Raw genomic sequence first — 17,368 nt, 5'->3', positions numbered from 1 at the left:
CCGGCTGCTGATGGGTCCCGGCCCGATCAACGCCGATCCGCGGGTCCTCCGCGCGATGTCGGCGCAGCTGGTGGGCCAGTACGACCCGTTCATGACCTCGATGATGAACGAGACGCAGGAGCTCTACCGCCGCGTCTTCGCCACCTCGAACGAGAAGACGATGCTCGTCGACGGCACCAGCCGCGCCGGCATCGAGGCGGCGCTCGTCTCGATGCTCGAGCCGGGTGACAGGGTGCTCGTGCCCGTCTTCGGCCGCTTCGGCCACCTCCTCCGCGAGATCGCCGAGCGCTGCGGCGCCGAGGTGCACGTGATCGAGGCGGAGTGGGGCCAGGTGTTCCCCGTCTCGGTGATCACCGAGGCGATCGAGCGCGTGCGGCCGAAGGTGCTCGCGGTCGTGCACGGCGACACGTCGACGACCATGGCGCAGCCGCTCGAGGAGCTCGGCGCGGTCTGCGAGAAGCACGGCGTGCTGTTCTACACCGACGTCACGGCGTCGCTCGCGGGCAATGCGTTCGGTGCCGACGAGCTCGGGCTCGACGCCGTCTCGGCCGGGCTGCAGAAGTGCCTCGGCGGGCCCTCCGGCTCCGCTCCCGTCACCTTCTCCGAGCGCGCCGTCGCCGTGATCGAGGCGCGCAAGAGCATCGAGGCCGGGATCCGCGACGAGGGCGACGCGGTCAGCGCGCACCCCGTCCGCTCCAACTACTTCGACCTCGGCATGGTCTTCGACTACTGGGGCCCGCGCCGGCTCAACCACCACACCGAGGCCACGACGATGCTCTACGGGGCGCGCGAGTGCGCCCGGCTGATCGTCGAGGAGGGCCTCGACACGACGATCGCGCGGCACGAGCTGCACGGTGCGGCGATGCTCGCCGGCGTGCAGGGGCTCGGCCTCCGCGTCTTCGGCGATCTCGCGCACAAGATGAACAACGTCGTCGCAGTGCACATCCCGGACGGCGTGAACGGCGACGCGGTGCGCGGCGCGATGCTGGAGGACTTCGGCATCGAGATCGGCACGTCCTTCGGACCGCTGCACGGCAAGGTCTGGCGGATCGGCACGATGGGCTACAACGCCCGCCAGGACACGGTGCTGACGACCCTCGCCGCACTCGAGGCGGTCCTGCGCCGCGCGGGCGCGTCCGTCGCTCCCGGCGGCGGCGTCGCGGGCGCCTACGACGTCTACGACTCCGCACGGGGAGGCGCGGCGTGAGCGTCGTCGACGCCGCCGCGATCATGGCGCGCTGCGACGAGCTCGCGGCGGTGTCGAGCACCCGCGGCGCGATCGAGCGCGTCTACCTCTCGCCCGAGCACGCCCGCGTCAACGCGATGGCGGCGCGCTGGATGGAGGACGCGGGGATGCGCACCTGGCAGGACGCGGCCGGCAACCAGTGCGGCCGCTACGAGGGCGCGACTCCCGGCCAGCCCGCGCTGCTGCTCGGCTCGCACCTGGACACGGTGCCGGACGCGGGGCGCTACGACGGGATCCTCGGCGTGATGCTCGCCATCGCCGTCGTCGCCCGGCTGAACGCCGCCGGCACCCGGCTGCCGTTCGCCGTCGAGGTCGTCGCGTTCGGCGACGAGGAGGGGACCCGCTTCGGCACGGCCCTGCTCGGCTCCCGCGCGGTCGCCGGCACCTGGGACGAGCACTGGTGGGAGCTGGAGGACGCGCACGGCACCACCCTCGTCGAGGCGTTCCACGAGTTCGGCCTCGACCCCTCGCGCATCTCGACCGCGGCGCGCGACGCGGCCGACGTGCTCGCCTACCTCGAGACGCACATCGAGCAGGGCCCGTACCTCGAGGAGGCCGACCGCGCCCTCGGCGTCGTCTCCTCCATCGCCGGTGCCCGCCGCTTCGCCCTGACCCTCACCGGCAAGGCCGGCCACGCGGGCGGCGTGCCGTTCGACCGCCGCCGCGACGCGCTGACCGGCGCTGCCGAGGCCGTGCTCGCCGTCGAGCGGATCGCCCGCGAGCACGGGGCGATCGCCACCGTCGGCCGCCTCGAGGCGTTCCCCGGCGCGGTCAACGTGATCCCCGGCCGGGTCGACTTCTCGCTCGACCTTCGGGCCGAGTTCGACGACGTCCGCGACACCGTCTGGAACGAGATCGAGCACGCGATGTCGGAGTCGGCCCGCCGCCGCCGGCTCGCGCTGACCGTCGAGGAGACGCACGGGGCGCCCGCCGTCGTCGCGGCCGACTGGCTGCAGGACGTGGTCCGCGCCGGCATCCGCGCGACCGGCGACGAGGAGCCGATGGTGCTGTTCTCCAAGGCCGGGCACGACGCGATGGCGATCGCCGACCTCACCGAGTACGCGATGCTCTTCGTCCGCTGCGAGGGCGGCGTCAGCCACCACCCCGAGGAGAACGTGACCGAGGCCGACGTGGCGACGGCACTGGACGCCTTCGAGGCGGCGGTGCACGCCTTCGCCGAGGCACGGGCGGGCCGGGTGTGACCCTGGTCTCCGCACCGAGCATCGGCCACCGGATCGACGCGGGCTACGCCTCGCTCTCGCGGCAGGAGCAGCGCGCGGCCGACTTCATCCTCGACCACCTCGGCGACCTCGCCAGCTACACGGCCACCGAGCTCGCGCAGCACAGCGGAGTCTCGAAGGCCACGGTCTCGCGGCTCTTCCGCCGCCTGGGCTTCTCCAATTCGCAGGAGGTGCGCGAGCACGCCCGCGCGCTGCGCAGCTCCGGGGTCCCCGTCGGCCCGGCCTCGGCCGGAGCCCCCGCCGACGCGCTCGCCGCGCACCTGGAGAGCGAGCACGCGAACCTCCGCCGGCTCGCGACGACCTTCGCGGACGGGCGGCTCGAGGAGTCGGTGCGGCTGCTCTCGGGCGCGCGCGAGGTCGTCGTGATCGGCCTGCGCAACAGCTACCCGGTCGCGCTGCACCTTCGCCAGCAGCTCGTCCAGGCGCGCGCCCGCGTGCGGGTCGCGCCGCAGCCCGGGCAGTCGCTCGGCGAGGAGATCGCCGGGCTCGGGGCGGAGGACGCGGTGGTGCTGGTCGGCTTCCGCCGGCGGCCCGCCGCCTTCGCCGCGGTCGTCGACGTGCTCGCCGCGCGCGGGGTGCCCGTCGTGCTGCTCGCCGATGCGCACGCCCGCCGCTTCGCGGATCGCTGCGCGGTGTGGCTGGAGTGCCCCGTCGACAGCGACGCCGCCTTCGACAGCTACGCTGCCGCGATGAGCGCGGTCGCCGTGCTGGCCGCCGGGGTGCTCGGCGCCGTGCCGCGGGAGTCGCGCGAGCGCATCGCGGGCATCAGCACGCTCTACGCCGAGCTGGCGGAGCTGGAGGAGCGGCCGTGAGCGCTGAGGCGGCCGAGCTGATCCGGGCGCATGCGCAGCACCCGGTCGGCCGCGACGAGGCGGTGCCGGCCGGGGTGCTCGGCCGGGCCGAGCTGCTGACCCCGACCTGCGGTGACCGGATCGAGGTCCGGGTCTCCGGAGACGCGGCGGCGCCGGCGATCAGCTGGAGCGGGCGCGGCTGCGAGGTGTCGCAGGGCTCCGCGTCGCTGCTCGCGGACGAGCTCGACGGGCTCGACCCGGCGAGCATCCGGCAGCGGGTGGTCGCCTTCCTCGACGCGATGGCGGCGCACGACGCGGTGTCCGGACGCGCGGCGGATCCTGACGGCTCGGCGGGCCATGCGCTCGGCGACGAGGCGGCGCTGCTGCTGGTCGCCGCGAACCCGGTGCGCTCGGTCTGCGCGACCCTCGCCTGGCGGGCCCTGCGCGACGCGCTCGACGAGAGCGGGCTCGCATGACCGCGTCAGCCGGGCCCGTCGCGGTCCGCCCCCGAGAAGAGATCGCCGCACTCCACCGCGAGTGCTCCGTGTCGCGCGAGGTAGTCGCGGGCGCCGGAGTCGCCGGTGAGCGTCGTCGCGAGCGGCCGCCAGTGCGCGCTGCCCAGCAGCACCGGGTGACCGGGGCGACCGCGGTACGTCGCGCGGGCGAGCACCGCGGGACCCACGGGGGAGTCGCGGAGCAGTCGCTCGCCGACCTCGGCCCGCTCGTCCGGCAGGTCGACGAGCGTCACCAGCGCGGCGTCGCCGATCGCCGCGGCCAGACCCGCTCGCAGGGAAGCGGACAGGCCCTCGGCCCAGTCCTCCGCGACGACGACTCCGATGCGCTCCGGTACCAGGCGTCGCGCCTCCTCGGCCTCGGCGCCGAGCACCACGAGGACGCTCCCGCAGCCGGCGCCCTCGAGTCTCGCCACGGCGCGCTCGACCCAGCTCACGCCCGCCGCATCACGTCGCAGCGCCTTCGGCCCGCCCGCGCGTCGGCCGGCGCCCGCGGCGAGCACCACTCCCACCACGTCCATCCGACCATCGTGCCGCACACCCCGGCCGACGAGGAGACCGCATGACCGACTCCACCCCCCTCCGCGACGCGCTCCTGGCCTGCCTCGCCGTCCCGCGCTGGGCCGACGGGGTCGCCGCCGGCGCGCCCTACGCCTCGACCGACGCCCTCGCGGCCGCGGCCGATGCGATCGCGCGCAGCCTCACCGCCGAGGAGGTGGAGGCGGCGCTGGCCGACCACCCGCGGATCGGCGAGCGGCACGCGGGCACCGGACGCTCCTCCGACTTCTCCGCCGCCGAGCAGGCGGCCAGCCTCTCGCCGGACGAGGCGCTGGCCGAGCGCCTGCTGGCCGGCAACCGGGCCTACGAGGAGCGGTTCGGACGGGTGTTCCTCATCCGGGCGGCCGGGCGGGACCGCGCCGAGATCGTCGCCGAGCTCGAGCGCCGGCTCGGCCACGACGACGAGACCGAGCGCGCGATCGTGGCCGATCAGCTGCGCGAGATCACGGTGCTGCGGGTGCGAGCGCTCGGACCGGAGACCGGCGCCGTCCTGGAGGCGGCCCGATGAGCGCGCACCGCAGCCACGTCACGACGCACGTCCTCGACGCCGTGCTCGGCCGCCCGGCGCAGGACGTGCCGGTCGCGCTCGAGGTGCGCGGCGCGTCCGGCTGGGAGCCGATCGCGACCGCGCGGACCGACGCCGACGGCCGCGTCGCCGAGTTCGGCCCGGCGGAGCTGCCCGCGGGCGTCTACCGCGTCGTCTTCGACACCGCCGCCTACTTCGAGCGCTCGGGCACGGAGTCGTTCTACCCCGAGGTCGTCGTCGCGTTCCGGCTCGAGGACACGGCCTCGCACTTCCACATCCCGCTGCTGCTCAGCCCGTTCGCCTACTCCACCTACCGGGGGAGCTGAGCGTGCAGCTCCGAGAGCTCCTGGACGCGCCGACGCTGCGGATCCGCGCGGTGCACACCACCGAGGAGGCGCTCGCGCGCGAGGTGAACTGGACGTTCACCACGGATCTGCTCGACCCCCGCCGCTACCTCGCCCGCGACCAGCTCGTGCTCACCGGCATGATGTGGCGGCGCACCGCGGAGGACAGCGAGACGTTCGTCGCGGCGGTCGCCTCCTCCGGCGCCGTCGCGCTGCTGGCGGGCGAGGGGCTGCTCGGCTTCGTTCCCGACGACCTGGTCGCGGCCTGCCGCGCGCACGGGGTCGCGCTGTTCGCCGTGCCGGCCGACGTCTCGTTCGCCTCGATCACCGCGCACCTCTCCAATGCGCTGGCGGGCGACCGGGTCGCGCGGCTGACCGCCGGGCTCGCCCGCCAGCGGCAGCTGCTGACGGAGGTCTACCGCGGGCAGCTCCTCGACGAGCTGATCGCCCGCACCTCGACCGAGCTCGGGCGGCCCGTGCGAGTGCTGACGGCGACCGGTCGCCCCGCCGCCGCCTCCGCGGAGCCGCTGAGCACCGACGAGGTCGACCGCGTCGTGCACGCCGCGCTCACGGCGCGGCGCACTCCGGTCACCGTGCCGGACGCGCACGGGGGCGTGCTGTCGGTCCTCGCCGTCGCCGGGGCGGAGGAGCACCGCGCGGCCTCGTGGTTCGTCGTCGTCGCGGGCGACTGGAACGAGTGGCACCCCTCGCTGCTCGATGCGATCACCGAGCTGACCGGTGTCGTCGGGCTGTACCGCCTGCAGCGCGAGGCGGCGCTGCTGGCCGACGCGGCGCTCGCCGACCGGCTGCTCGAGCTGATCGAGGAGGACAGCGAGCAGCCGGAGACGGCGGTCTACCTCCGGCAGCTGGGGTTGGGCGGTGTCGAGCGGTTCGCGGTGCTGGCGGCGGCGGTGGACGGCGGCGGCGAGCTGGCGCGCTCCGTGCTCACGGACGCGGTCGCGCACCTCGGCCGGGCCGTGGTCGGGCGCGACACGGACGGCGCGGTGGCGCTGATCCCGGTGGCGGACGAGGAGGCGCTGGCCGTGGTGACCGCGGCGCTGCGCCGAGCCGGAGCGGCGCTGGACGGCGCGGTGCTGCGGGTCGGAGTGAGCGCGCCGAGTCCGCTGCCCGCGCTCGGCGGGGCCCTGCGGTCGGCGCGGTACGCGCTGCGGCTGCCGTCCGCGCCCGGCGACGGCTCGCCGGTGCGGATCGGGACGGCGGGCGAGGTGACCTCGGCCGTTCAGCTGCTGAGCGCGGTGCCCGACCACCTCCGCGCGGTGTTCGTCGAGCTGGTGCTCGGGCGGCTGCTCGAGCACGACGCGCGCTACAACTCGCAGCTGGTCGCGACGCTCTCGGCGTTCCTCGACTGCGGCGGCTCGTGGGTGCGCGCGGCGGAGCAGACGCACCTGCACCTCAACACGGTGCGCTACCGCATCGCCCGCGTGGAGGAGCTGACCCAGCGCGACCTCTCGAACACGTCCGACCGCGCGGACCTGTTCCTGGCGCTGCGGCTGCGCTGAGCGTCCCTGCTTCATGCTGATCGAGTAGCGCGCGCAGCGCGCGTATCGAGATCCACGCACCGTTCTGACGGGTGGGTCTCGATACGCCCCTCCGGGGCTGCTCGACCAGCATGAAGGGGGAGCACTGCGGGGCTGCTCGACCAGCATGAGAAGGGGGCCCTGCGCGGCTAGTCGGTCAGCGCGGGGGCCGCGACCCGGCGGCCCTGCACGTGCACCGCGGCGATCGCGGGCTCGCGCAGGCCCAAGAGCAGCGCGAACAGCAGCTGCGCCGTCGCCTCGTCCGGGTCGTCGGCGCGGATCCCGTGCGCGAGGACCTCGGCGAGCGGCTCCCAGCGGTCGGGCTCGATGCGGAGGAGGTCCGCGTCCTTGCCGAGGTCGAAGTTGCCGAACCGGTCCTCCATGTCCAGGGCCCGCGCGCCCGCCAGCGTCGCGGTGAAGAGCAGCTGGGCCGGGTGCAGCGCGATCGACGCGTCACCCTCCTCCGACAGGTGCACCTTGAAGGCGTCGTTGGCCACCCGCGCGAGCAGCCACTCGTCGCCGGCGCCGATGTCGCTGCCGAGCGCGATCGTGACGCCCGCGGCCGCGGTGCGCCGCCACGGCATCGTGCCCGAGCCGAGGAACTGCTGCGAGGTCGGGCAGTGCGCGATCGAGGTGCCGGTCGCGGCCATCCGGTGCAGCTCGGCGTCCTGGCAGTGCACGGCGTGCGCGAGGATCGTGCGGCGACCGAGCAGGGACGAGCCGCCGCGCTGCGAGCCGGGCAGGAACAGCCCGTCGTAGGTGTCCAGGTAGCTGCGGGTGCCGAAGCTCGCGCGGACCGCCGCGATCTCGCCGTCGCCCGGCCGGTCGTTCTCGTTGAGGTGGCTGTGCACGTAGACCCCGCGGTCGCGGACCCCGTCGTAGAGCTCGCCCAGGCCCGCGAGCGTCGTCGGCGTCACCGAGAGCGAGAAGCGCGGGACGAGCGCGACCTGGAGCAGCGCCGTCGCGGGGTCGCCGGTGTCGACCGCGTGCCAGCGCTCGATCTCGTCCGCGACGAGCGCCAGGGCCTCGTCCTCGCCGGTCAGCAGCGCCGCGGCCGAGGGCGGCCCGACCGTCTGCAGACCGCGACCGGAGACCGTGCGCAGCCCCGCCGCCCGGCTCTGCTCGAACAGCGCGTCCTGCGCGTGCGGGAACGCCGAGCCGAAGACCATCGCCGCGGTCGTCCCGGCGCTCACCCGTCGCCGCGTGAAGGCCCGCGCGATACGGCCGGCGAACTCCTCGTCGGCGAGCCGCGACTCCGCCGGGAAGATCGCCGTGTCGAGCCACTCGAGCAGCTGCCCGCCGCCGAACGCGTCGGTCGAGAAGGTCTGCGGGAAGTGCAGGTGCGTGTCGACGAAGCCGGGCAGGAGGAACGCGCCCGCGTCGCCGGTGACCGGCCAGTGGGTGTAGTCGCGGGGGAGCGCGGCGTGCGGCCCGACCCAGAGGATCGTCCCGGCATCGCCGACGACGAGCGCGCCGTCCGGGATCGACACCAGCGCGGCCTCCGCCGTCTCGACGGTGGGCCGGCCGGCCACATGGAGGACGTGGCCGCGGTGCACGCCGCGCGGGCCGGCGCCCGGACCGGACCCTCCGCTCACACCAGTCCCGAGTAGGCGTACCAGGCGGGCCCGGCGTCCGGCGCGTCGTCGCGGGTGACGGCGGCCTGGATCAGCCCGTACGGCCGGTCAGCGGCGTGGTAGACCTCGTTGTCGTTCTCGACACCGAAGGGCGAGAGGTCGTAGAGGAAGTGGTGCTTGTTCGGGGCCGAGAGGCGCACCTCGACGATCTGCGGGAACTCCTCCAGCACCGCCTTGCCCATCTCGAAGAGCGTCTGCTGCAGGGCGAGCGAGTGCACGGTGGCGAAGCGGCTGATCATCAGCGCCTTCACTCCGGCGTAGACGGCCTCCCAGTCGCTCGCGGCGATCTCCTCGTCGCTGAGGGCGAAGCGCCACTTCGCGACCAGTGAGGTCGCCATCACGCGGTCCCGGGTCGGCGGGAGCACGGTGTACGGATCCGTGAGGAAGCCGTGGAACTCGGAGCCGGTGGACTTGAGGATGGTCAGGTCCTTGAAGCCGCCGGTGATCCAGACCTGCTGCGCGTCGCCGGTGCCCTCGACGGTGACGGAGGCGGTGCGCACCTCCTGGCCCTTGCGGACCCAGGTGTGGTCGTGCTCCGCGCCGTCGACCAGGACGCGCTCCCAGGCGAACTCCTCGATCTCGATGCGCGCACCGTGCACCGTCTCGGTGCCGTCGACGAAGTGCCGGGCCAGCTCGAGGCCGTACGCCTCGATCGAGCGCAGCCCCTTCTCCTTCGCGAAGGAGTAGGCGGTCTGCTTCTGCGTGTCCGTGGGGAGGACGGCGGACTGGTCTCCGGTCAGGTGCGCGGCCGCGAAGTCGCCGCGCAGGGCGGTCGAGACGTTGACGTCGTGGATCTCGTGCCGGGGGCTGTCGCGGTAGATCCGGACGACGCGGTTCTCGGCCTTCCCGTACTGGTGGTCTCCGAGGATGATCGACATGTCCGCTCCTGTTCGCGTTCGGTGGTTCGTGGGGCTCCGCGGGCGTCCGCGGTCGCGCGGCCGGGCGGTGCCCGTCTGCCAGGATGCCGCGCGCGACGATCCCGTCGCACCGGCGGAGCGCTCAGCGTCCGGCGCCCGCGTCACCCGAGTCTTGTGCGATCCGCCCGGAACCGCGCCCGGAACCGCGGGAGTTCACACGGCGGAAACGTGACCGGAACACGCGGCCCGGTCCCGTCGCTCCGACTCCGCTGCCGGTGACGGCTCAGGGCCGCTCGAGCAGCCGGCCGACCGGCGCCGCGGTGCCGCTCGCGACCCGGACCCCGCCGACCCAGGTCGCCGCAACGGCGCCGCGCAGCACGCGGCCGTCGTAGGCGGAGACCTTGTTCTTGTGCGAGAGCGTGTCGACGTCGACCGGCGACGCCGCCTCCGGATCGAACGCGACCAGGTCGGCGTCCGCGCCGGCGCGCAGCAGGCCCTTCTGCCCGAGGCCGGCGAAGGCGGCGGTGGCGGTCGACATCCAGGCGACGACCTGCTCCAGCGGGATCCCGCGCTCGCGCGCGCCCGTCCAGACCGCGCGGAAGCTCAGCTCGAGCCCGGAGATGCCGCCCCAGGCGAGGCCGAAGTCGCCGTCGTGCGCGAACTTGAGCGCGGCGGTGGCGGGGGAGTGATCGGAGGCGATCAGGTCGATCGTGCCGTCGAGCAGCCCCTTCCAGAGCAGCTCGCGGTTGCGCTCGTCCCGGATCGGCGGGCAGCACTTGAACTGCGTGCCGCCGTCGGGGATCGTCTCCGCGTCGAAGGTGAGGTAGTGCGGGCAGGTCTCCGCGGTGATCCTCAGGCCCTCCGCCTTCGCCTCGCGCAGCAGCGGCAGCGCCTCGGCGGAGGAGAGGTGCAGGATGTGCGCCCGCCCGCCCGTCTCGCGGACGGCCTGGATCACGCTCGCGATCGCCGAGTTCTCCGAGGCGGGCGGCCGGGAGTCGACGAAGGCGTCGTAGGAGGTGCCGCCGCTGTTCGCGCTCGCCTCGAGCTCGTCCGGGTCCTCGGCGTGCACGATCAGCAGGCCGTCGAAGGCGGAGATCTCGCGCATCGCCGCGAAGAGCTGCTCGGTGCTGAGGTGCGGGAACTCGTCGACGCCGCTCGGCGAGAGGAAGCACTTGAAGCCGAAGACGCCCGCGTCGTGCAGCGCGCGGAGGGTGCCGAGGTTCTCCGGGATCGCCCCGCCCCAGAAGCCGACGTCGACGAGCGCCTGCGGGCCGGCCGCCGCCTTCTTCGCCTCGAGGCCCGCGACGGTGGTGGTCGGCGGGATGGAGTTGAGGGGCATGTCGATGATCGTGGTGACTCCACCCGCGGCGGCCGCGCGGGTGGCGGAGGCGAAGCCCTCCCACTCGGTGCGGCCGGGCTCGTTCACGTGCACGTGCGTGTCGACGATCCCCGGCACCAGCACCTGGCCGGCCGGGAGAACGACCTCCTCGAGGGTCTTCCAGGGCGCGTCGATGTCGCCCACGGCGACGATGACTCCGCCCGCGACGGCGACGCTGGCGGGCCGCGTCCCGTTCTCGGTGAGGACGGCGGAGGAGCGGATCACGAGGTCGAGCGAGGGGGAGTCGTCGGGCATGGGTTCGACCATATACTCGGCATGTTTCCCGCGTGTGAGCGCCCGCCGGCCGCACGACCCCGCCGGCGCCGTCGCCTCCCGCCCGCCGACGTCGGAGGCCGCCGTGCTCGAACTCGCCGTTCCGCTCCTCGCGCGCGTCGAGGCGGGCGAGCGCGTGGCCGTGGTCACCGTCACCCACGTCTTCGGCTCGGCGCCCCGCGCCCTCGGCTCCTCGATGGCGGTCGACGCCGACGGCAGCGCGATCGGCTCGATCTCCGGCGGCTGCGTCGAGGCGCAGGCCTACGCACTCGCTCAGGAGGTGCTCGGCTCGGGCGGTTCGGGCTCGGAGCACTTCGGCTTCGACGACGAGGCGGCGTTCGCGGCCGGGCTCTCCTGCGGCGGTCAGCTGCGCGTCTTCGGCCACGTCGTCGACGCGAGCTCGGGGGCCGTGCTCGCCGAGCTGCGGGCCGCGCGGGCGGGCCGCCCGGCGGGTCTCGCGATGATCGTGGGCGGCCCCGACGAGCTCGTCGGCCTGGTGCTGACCGGCGCGACCCGCGCGCAGGACGTGGTGGGGCCGGCGCTGGACGAGGACACCGTCCGCCGGATCCTGGCCGAGCGGGCCGCACGCCTGGCCTCGGGCCGCTCGGCGACCGTGGAGATCGCCTGCCAGGGCACCGAGCTCGAGGTGACGTACGTCGTCAGTGCCGAGAAGCCGCGCCTGCTGATCTTCGGCGCCGTCGACTTCTCCGCGGCGCTCTGCGCGGCCGGGGCGCTGCTCGGCTACCGCGTGACGGTCTGCGACGCGCGCCCGGTGTTCGCGACGGCGGAGCGCTTCCCCGGCGCCGACGAGGTCGTGGTCGAGTGGCCGTCCGACTACCTCGCGGCGACGGAGGTGGACGAGCGCACGGTGATCGCGGTGCTCACCCACGACGAGAAGTTCGACGTGCCGCTGCTCGAGACGGCGCTCACTCTGCCCGCCGCCTACATCGGCGCGATGGGCTCGCGCCGCACCCACGAGCGCCGGCTGCGGCTGCTGCGCGAGGCCGGGGTGACGGAGGAGTCGCTCGCCCGCCTGCACTCGCCGATCGGCCTGGACATCGGCGCCTCGACACCGGAGGAGACGGCGGTGTCGATCCTGGCCGAGGTGCTGGCCGTGCGGGCGGGAGCGTCCGGGGCACCGCTGGCCGCCCGGACCGGTCCGATCCACGCCGCGCACTAGAGGCAGGCGCGCGGCCGGATGCGCTGAGGGGAGGACGCGTCCCGCACCGTGCAGCGGATCGTCCGGTGGAAACCGCCGCGAAACACCGCGCTGCCATGCTCGGAGGATGCAGCGCCACGTCATCACCGGAGCCCATGTCGCCACCGTCGACGCCGCGGGGACGGAGCATCCGGGCGGTCACGTGGTCGTCGACGACCGGCGGATCCTCGCGGTCGGCCCCGGCGAGCCGCCCGCGTGGGCCCTCGACGGCCGCGCACCGACCGGGTCGCCCTCGCCCGAGCCCGTCGTGCTCACCCGCGTCGACGGCCGCGGCCACCTGCTGACCCCGGGACTCGTCAACACCCACCACCACCTCTACCAGTGGCTGACCCGCGGCTGGGCGCAGGACTCGATCCTCTTCGACTGGCTCGTCGCGCTGTATCCCGCCTGGTCCCGGATCGACGCCGATCTCACCCGCTCGGCCTCGCTGGGCGCGATGGGGGTGCTCGCCCGCTCGGGCTGCAGCACCGTCGGCGACCACCACTACGTCTTCCCGCGCGGCTCCGGCGACATCGTCGGCGGGATCGTGGACGCCGCCTCGACCCTCGGGGTGCGCCTGCACGCGACGCGGGGCTCGATGGACCTCGGCGAGTCGCAGGGCGGGCTGCCGCCGGACTTCGCGGTCGAGACGACCGCCGCGGCACTCCAGGCCAGCGGCGAGGCCGTCGAGCGCTACCACGACGCCTCCTTCGACGCGATGGTCCGCGTCGCGATCGCCCCGTGCTCGCCGTTCTCGGTGACGCCGGACCTGCTGCGCGAGTCGGCGGTGCTCGCCCGGCAGCTCGGCGTGCGGCTGCACACCCACGGCTCCGAGACCGTCGAGGAGGACGCGTACACCCGCGAGGCCTTCGGGATGTCGCCGACCGACTACCTCGAGTCGCTCGGCTGGCTCGGCGACGACGTCTGGATGGCGCACGGCGTGCACCTGGACGACGACGCGATCGCGAAGTTCGCGGCCACGGGCACCGGAGTCGCGCACTGCCCGTCCTCGAACGCGCGGCTCGCCGCGGGCATCGCGCCGATCCCGCAGCTGCTGGCGGCCGGCGCTCCGGTCGGGCTCGGCGTGGACGGCGCGGCGTCGAACGAGTCCGGGCAGCTCGGCTCCGAGATCCGCGCGGCCGTGCTGATGAACCGGCTGCGCGCCGGTGCCGACCGGATGAGCGCGCGGCAGGCCCTCTCGATCGCGACGATCGGCGGCGCGCGCGTGCTCGGCCGCCAGGACGAGATCGGCTCGATCGAGGTGGGCAAGCTCGCGGACCTCGCGCTGTGGCGGATCGACGGGATCGAGCACGCCGGCATCGCCGACCCGGTCGCGGCCCTCGCGCTCGGCGCGCAGCCGCCGCTGACGCTGCTGCTCGTGAACGGGCGGCCCGTGGTCGCGGACGGCCACCTCGTCGCCGCGGACGAGGACGCGATCGCCCGCGAGGTCGCCGCCGCGAGCGCGGAGCTGGCGTCGCGCGTCTGACCCCTCGGCGGGGCGTGCTGATGGGCGCGGGTCTCGATACGCCGCTGCGCGGCTACTCGACCAGCATGGGTCGGCGCGGCCGCGTCCGCGGCCGGCGCGAGGCGCGTCCGGGGTCAGCCGGGAGGCGCGCCCGCGTCGACCGCCTGGACGGGCGGCGCGTCCGGGTGGAGCAGGCGCCAGACGCGGTCGCGGGAGAGGGGGAGCGCGTGCGGCCGGACGCCGACGGCGTCGCGGACGGCGTTGGCGAGCGCGGGCGCGACCGGGTTGTAGGGCGCCTCGCTCATCGACTTCGCGCCGAACGGACCGAGCTCGTCGGCCGTGTCCGCGAAGTGCACCTCGGTCGGCGGCACGTCCGCCATCTGCGGGATGTGGTAGTTCCGCAGGATCGCCGTGGTCACGGTGCCCTCGCCGTCGAGGATCACCTCCTCGTACAGCGCCGAGCCGATCGCCTGGGCGACTCCGCCCTCGACCTGCCCGCGGAGCTGCGCCGGATTGATCACGAAGCCCGCGTCCACCGCCTGCACCGACTGCAGGATCCGCACCTCGCCGGTCGGCGCGTGCACCGCGACGCGGAAGCCCTGCACGTTGAAGGCGAGCGAGCGCTGGGCGCCGTCCTCGCTGCCGGTCGCCGACACCGGTCCGCCGGCGGCCAGCACCAGGTCCGCATAGCTCACCCGCGTGCCGTCCGCGGCGAGGAGCCCCTCGTCGTCCGGCTCGAACTCGCTGCCGTCGTGCCCGGTCAGCCGCTTCGCGAGCGAGCGCAGGTCGGCCAGCAGCCGCAGCGCCGCGCTGTAGACGGCCTTGCCGGCGACGACCGTCCCCGCGCTGCCGAACGCGCCCGTGTCGTAGCGGGCCGCGGCGGTGTCCGACTGCCGGATCCGCACCCGGTCGGCGGACGCGCCGAACGCGCTCGCGACGAGCTGGGTGTGCACGGTCGTCGTCCCGTTGCCGAACTCGGCGGTGCCGACCCCGATCGTGAGCACGCCCTCGGCGTCGACCGACACCGTGGCCTCGGAGAAGTGCCCCCGCGGGGGCAGCGTCGCGATCATCGCCACCGCCATGCCGCGACCGGTGCTCCAGCCCGGTCCCTCGGGAGCGGTCGCGCCCGTCGCGCGGTCGAGAGCCGCCTCCGCGAGATCGAGGCACTGGTCCAGCCCGTAGGAGGCGAAGCCGATGTCGTCGCCCTCCACGTGCGTGACGACGAGCGGTTCGCCGGGCTTCACCGCGTTGATCCGCCGCAGCTCGAACGGGTCGATGCCCAGCTCGCGGGCGAGCTCGTCCATCGCCGACTCGATGCCGAAGATCACCTGGCCGAGGCCGTAGCCGCGGAACGCGCCCGAGGGCAGATTGTTCGTGTAGACCGCCTGCGCGTCGACGCGCTTGTTCGGCGCTGTGTAGGTCGCGACCGACTCCGACGTCCCGTGGAACATCACACCGGGGCCGTGGTTGCCGTACGCGCCGGTGTCCGAGAGCACATCGACGCTCAGCGCGGTCAGCCGCCCGTCGCGGCGCGCGCCGAGCGTCACGTCGACCCGCATCGGGTGCCGGCAGGGTGCCATCGTGAACTCGTCGGAGCGGGTGAACTCGAACTGCACCGGCCGCCCGGTCGCGAGCACGGCCAGCGCGACGACGTCCTCCGTGAGGATCTCCTGCTTGCCGCCGAAGCCGCCGCCGACCCGCGCCGTGAAGACGCGGACGCTCGAGGGCTCGCGGTCGAAGATCCGGGCGATCTCGTCGCGGACGAGGAACGGCACCTGGGTGGAGGTGCGCAGCACCAGCTCGTCGCCCTCGAGCCAGCCGATGGTGCCGTGGGTCTCGAGCGCGGTGTGCGCGACGCGGGAGGTCGTCCACCGGCCCCCGACCACGACGTCCGCCTCGGCGAGGCCGGCCGCCACGTCGCCGTACTCGCCGTGCAGCTCGGCGACCACGTTCGAGCCCGGGTCGGCGATGCGCGAGGCGATCGGGTCCTTGTCCCCGTGCAGGAGCGGGGCGCCGGGGGAGCGCGCCTCCTCAGGGTCGAAGACGGCCGGCAGCAGCTCGTACTCGACCTCGATCGCGCGGCAGGCGGCCTCGGCCACTCCGACCGACTCGGCGACGACGACAGCGACCCGCTGGCCGCGGAAGCGCACGACGGTGTCGAGCATCCGGGTGTCGTCCGGGTCGTCCAGCCGCGACTCGTGCCGCGCCGTGGAGTAGAGGATGTCCGGGACGTCGGCGGCGGTCAGCACGGCGACGACGCCGGGCATCGTCGCGGCGACGGCGGTGTCCATCGAGAGGATGCGGGCGTGCGCGTGCGGGCTCTGCAGCACCTTGAGGTGCAGCAGCCCGGGCACGGCGACGTCGAGCGTGTACGGCTCCTGGCCCGACACGATGCGCCGGCCGGCCGGGGCGCCGAGCGATCGGCCCACCCGGGAGTCGTCGGCCGAGGTGCGCCCGGTGCGGCGCACGGGGGTCAGGCCGGTGGGCGGCTCGCAGAGGTGCTCGGACACCGCCTCGCGGATCGGCCGGTAGCCGGTGCAGCGGCAGAGGTTCCCCTTCATCAGCCGGGGGAGGTCCTCCTCCCGCGCACCCTCGAGCGCGCTCGCGGTGACGACCATGCCCGCGGTGCAGAAGCCGCACTGGAAGGCGGCGTGGTCGACGAACGACTGCTGCACCGCGCCGGGCTCCTCCGGCGTGCCGAGTCCGGCGGCCGTGGTGACCTCGCGCCCCTCGATGCGGTGCGCCGGGTAGAGGCAGGAGTGGAAGGGCGTGCCGTCGACGAGCACCGAGCAGGCGCCGCAGTCGCCGGCGTCGCAGCCCTTCTTGACCTCGAAGTGCTCGTGGTCGCGCAGCAGGGTCCGCAGCACCTGGCCGGGGCGGGGCGACGCGTCGACCGGCTCGCCGTTGACGGTGAATCTCATGCGGCGCCTCCCGCGCTCGGGACCGGCGGGGCGGTCGTCTCCGGCTCGCCCGCTCCGCCCAGCTCGCCGCGGATCTCCTCGGCCAGCACGCCGACCACCGCGCGCCGCCAGTCGGCCGCGCCGTGCGGATCGGTGAACCACGTCGTGATGGTGCCGAGGGCGTCCTCGAGCGCGCGCGACGAGGGCAGCTCCGGCCACCGCAGCACCTCGGGCCGGATCGTCGCGGCCGTCACCGTGAGCACGAAGGCCCCGTCGGCGTCCACCCGGCCGATGACGAGCGCTCCGGAGCGCCCGAGCGGCGACAGCGCGATCTTGCGGTACGCCGTCCGCGCCTCGAGCGCCCGGCGCGGGAACTCGATCGAGCGGATCACGTCGCCGTGCCCGAGCGAGGTGGTCATGTTCCCGGTCACCAGCTCGGCCACCGGCACGAGAGCGTCGGAGCCGTCCGCGCGCCAGACGAGCGCCTCGGCGTCGAGCGCCGCGGCGAGGCTGATCATCGGCCCGGCCGGGAGTGCGTTGGCGATGTTGCCGCCGACGGTCGCGACGTTCCAGATCTTGAACGAGCCCAGCAGTGCCGTGCAGCACTGGAAGAAGAGCGGGTGCGACGGCCGACCGCCGTCCGGCATCGACGACAGCTCGGCGAGCGTGCAGGTCGCCGCGATCGAGAGGCCCTCGGCCGTCTCGCGGTACGGCTCCCAGCCGAAGCCCTGCAGGTCGAGCAGCTCGTCGAGGTGGTCGTGCGGGAGCGAGAACACCCAGGACCCGCCGCCGATCACCGCGGTGCGCGGACCCATCGCGGCCAGGTCGGCGCGCTCGCGGACGACGCGCACGTGCTGGATCGTGTTCAGGTCCATGCCGCGCCCTCCGCTCCGTGCGCCGACGGCGC

At 74.6% G+C, this 17,368-nt stretch carries 15 protein-coding genes; 9 read left to right on the top strand and 6 right to left on the bottom strand.

The window, feature by feature from the left end:
* The first annotated feature begins 10 nt into the window (after nt 1–10).
* From HRK28_RS01495 to HRK28_RS01480, 4 genes are read left to right on the top strand one after another with little or no spacing between them, the layout of a single operon-like run.
* Nucleotides 11–1,207, top strand: a complete 1,197-nt coding sequence (locus tag HRK28_RS01495) for an alanine--glyoxylate aminotransferase family protein (RefSeq protein ID WP_173250954.1) — start codon at nt 11–13, stop codon at nt 1,205–1,207.
* Nucleotides 1,204–2,448 carry an allantoate amidohydrolase gene (locus HRK28_RS01490; protein ID WP_367948317.1) on the top strand — a complete coding sequence of 415 codons (1,245 nt, stop codon included), beginning with the start codon at nt 1,204–1,206 and terminating at the stop codon, nt 2,446–2,448. The genes HRK28_RS01495 and HRK28_RS01490 overlap by 4 nt, the downstream gene beginning before the upstream one ends.
* Nucleotides 2,445–3,299 (top strand): MurR/RpiR family transcriptional regulator, encoded by an 855-nt coding sequence (locus HRK28_RS01485; protein ID WP_244231830.1) that lies wholly within the window; start codon nt 2,445–2,447, stop codon nt 3,297–3,299. Before HRK28_RS01490 ends, HRK28_RS01485 begins: the two co-directional genes overlap by 4 nt.
* Complete coding sequence (locus HRK28_RS01480) at nt 3,296–3,754, top strand: iron-sulfur cluster assembly scaffold protein (protein ID WP_173250214.1); 459 nt, start codon at nt 3,296–3,298, stop codon at nt 3,752–3,754. Before HRK28_RS01485 ends, HRK28_RS01480 begins: the two co-directional genes overlap by 4 nt.
* A gap of 5 nt (nt 3,755–3,759) precedes the next feature.
* Here HRK28_RS01480 and HRK28_RS01475 read toward each other — a convergent pair whose 3' ends face one another.
* Nucleotides 3,760–4,311: an NTP transferase domain-containing protein gene (locus tag HRK28_RS01475; RefSeq protein WP_173250213.1), complete on the bottom strand. Its 552-nt coding sequence runs from the start codon at nt 4,309–4,311 to the stop codon at nt 3,760–3,762.
* Between the two features lie 41 nt (nt 4,312–4,352).
* Between HRK28_RS01475 and uraD the strand changes: the two genes are divergently transcribed.
* Genes uraD through HRK28_RS01460 form a run of 3 tightly spaced genes read left to right on the top strand, consistent with a single transcriptional unit; the run spans nt 4,353 to nt 6,738 of the window.
* Complete coding sequence (gene uraD / locus HRK28_RS01470; RefSeq protein WP_173250212.1) at nt 4,353–4,856, top strand: 2-oxo-4-hydroxy-4-carboxy-5-ureidoimidazoline decarboxylase; 504 nt, start codon at nt 4,353–4,355, stop codon at nt 4,854–4,856.
* Entirely contained in the window at nt 4,853–5,200 is a 348-nt protein-coding gene (gene uraH / locus HRK28_RS01465; protein WP_173250211.1) for a hydroxyisourate hydrolase, read from the top strand. Before uraD ends, uraH begins: the two co-directional genes overlap by 4 nt.
* Before the next feature lie 2 nt (nt 5,201–5,202).
* A complete protein-coding gene (locus HRK28_RS01460) occupies nt 5,203–6,738 on the top strand; it encodes a helix-turn-helix domain-containing protein (protein ID WP_173250210.1) in 1,536 nt (511 codons plus the stop codon).
* Nucleotides 6,739–6,905: 167 nt separating this feature from the next.
* Here the strand turns inward: HRK28_RS01460 and HRK28_RS01455 are convergent, their stop codons facing one another.
* The 3 genes from HRK28_RS01455 to allB all read right to left on the bottom strand — a co-directional run bounded on the left by HRK28_RS01455 (nt 6,906) and on the right by allB (nt 10,880).
* Nucleotides 6,906–8,351: an amidohydrolase family protein gene (locus HRK28_RS01455; RefSeq protein WP_173250209.1), complete on the bottom strand. Its 1,446-nt coding sequence runs from the start codon at nt 8,349–8,351 to the stop codon at nt 6,906–6,908.
* Nucleotides 8,348–9,268 (bottom strand): factor-independent urate hydroxylase, encoded by a 921-nt coding sequence (gene pucL / locus HRK28_RS01450; protein ID WP_127886323.1) that lies wholly within the window; start codon nt 9,266–9,268, stop codon nt 8,348–8,350. Before pucL ends, HRK28_RS01455 begins: the two co-directional genes overlap by 4 nt.
* Nucleotides 9,269–9,530: 262 nt before the next feature.
* A complete protein-coding gene (gene allB, locus HRK28_RS01445) occupies nt 9,531–10,880 on the bottom strand; it encodes an allantoinase AllB (protein WP_173250208.1) in 1,350 nt (449 codons plus the stop codon).
* Between the two features lie 34 nt (nt 10,881–10,914).
* On the opposite strand from allB, the gene HRK28_RS01440 reads away from it, so the two are divergent.
* Nucleotides 10,915–12,078, top strand: coding sequence for an XdhC family protein (locus tag HRK28_RS01440; RefSeq protein WP_367948316.1), 1,164 nt, complete (start codon nt 10,915–10,917; stop codon nt 12,076–12,078).
* Between the two features lie 106 nt (nt 12,079–12,184).
* The gene (locus HRK28_RS01435) at nt 12,185–13,582 is read left to right on the top strand and encodes an 8-oxoguanine deaminase (protein WP_173250206.1); all 1,398 of its coding nucleotides are present in this window, start codon (nt 12,185–12,187) and stop codon (nt 13,580–13,582) included.
* 113 nt (nt 13,583–13,695) lie between these two features.
* Here the strand turns inward: HRK28_RS01435 and HRK28_RS01430 are convergent, their stop codons facing one another.
* Together HRK28_RS01430 and HRK28_RS01425 are read right to left on the bottom strand one after the other, a co-directional pair.
* Complete coding sequence (locus HRK28_RS01430) at nt 13,696–16,482, bottom strand: molybdopterin-dependent oxidoreductase (RefSeq protein WP_173250205.1); 2,787 nt, start codon at nt 16,480–16,482, stop codon at nt 13,696–13,698.
* Complete coding sequence (locus HRK28_RS01425; RefSeq protein WP_173250204.1) at nt 16,479–17,336, bottom strand: FAD binding domain-containing protein; 858 nt, start codon at nt 17,334–17,336, stop codon at nt 16,479–16,481. Before HRK28_RS01425 ends, HRK28_RS01430 begins: the two co-directional genes overlap by 4 nt.
* Nucleotides 17,337–17,368: the final 32 nt, after the last annotated feature.

Origin of the sequence: Rathayibacter sp. VKM Ac-2835, from assembly GCF_013266705.1 — a bacterium.
Classification (GTDB): Bacteria; Actinomycetota; Actinomycetes; order Actinomycetales; family Microbacteriaceae; genus Rathayibacter.
The sequence above is the reverse complement of the archived record's forward strand: the minus strand, read 5'-3'. Positions and strand labels throughout refer to the sequence as shown.

Bases quoted from the DNA above. Each gene is read 5' to 3' on its own strand.
- HRK28_RS01495 (WP_173250954.1), top strand. From the start codon at position 11: ATGGGTCCCGGCCCGATCAACGCCGATCCGCGGGTCCTCCGCGCGATG.
- HRK28_RS01475 (WP_173250213.1), bottom strand. From the start codon at position 4,311: ATGGACGTGGTGGGAGTGGTGCTCGCCGCGGGCGCCGGCCGACGCGCG.
- uraD (WP_173250212.1), top strand. From the start codon at position 4,353: ATGACCGACTCCACCCCCCTCCGCGACGCGCTCCTGGCCTGCCTCGCC.
- uraH (WP_173250211.1), top strand. From the start codon at position 4,853: ATGAGCGCGCACCGCAGCCACGTCACGACGCACGTCCTCGACGCCGTG.
- pucL (WP_127886323.1), bottom strand. From the start codon at position 9,268: ATGTCGATCATCCTCGGAGACCACCAGTACGGGAAGGCCGAGAACCGC.
- allB (WP_173250208.1), bottom strand. From the start codon at position 10,880: ATGCCCGACGACTCCCCCTCGCTCGACCTCGTGATCCGCTCCTCCGCC.
- HRK28_RS01435 (WP_173250206.1), top strand. From the start codon at position 12,185: ATGCAGCGCCACGTCATCACCGGAGCCCATGTCGCCACCGTCGACGCC.
- HRK28_RS01430 (WP_173250205.1), bottom strand. From the start codon at position 16,482: ATGAGATTCACCGTCAACGGCGAGCCGGTCGACGCGTCGCCCCGCCCC.
- HRK28_RS01425 (WP_173250204.1), bottom strand. From the start codon at position 17,336: ATGGACCTGAACACGATCCAGCACGTGCGCGTCGTCCGCGAGCGCGCC.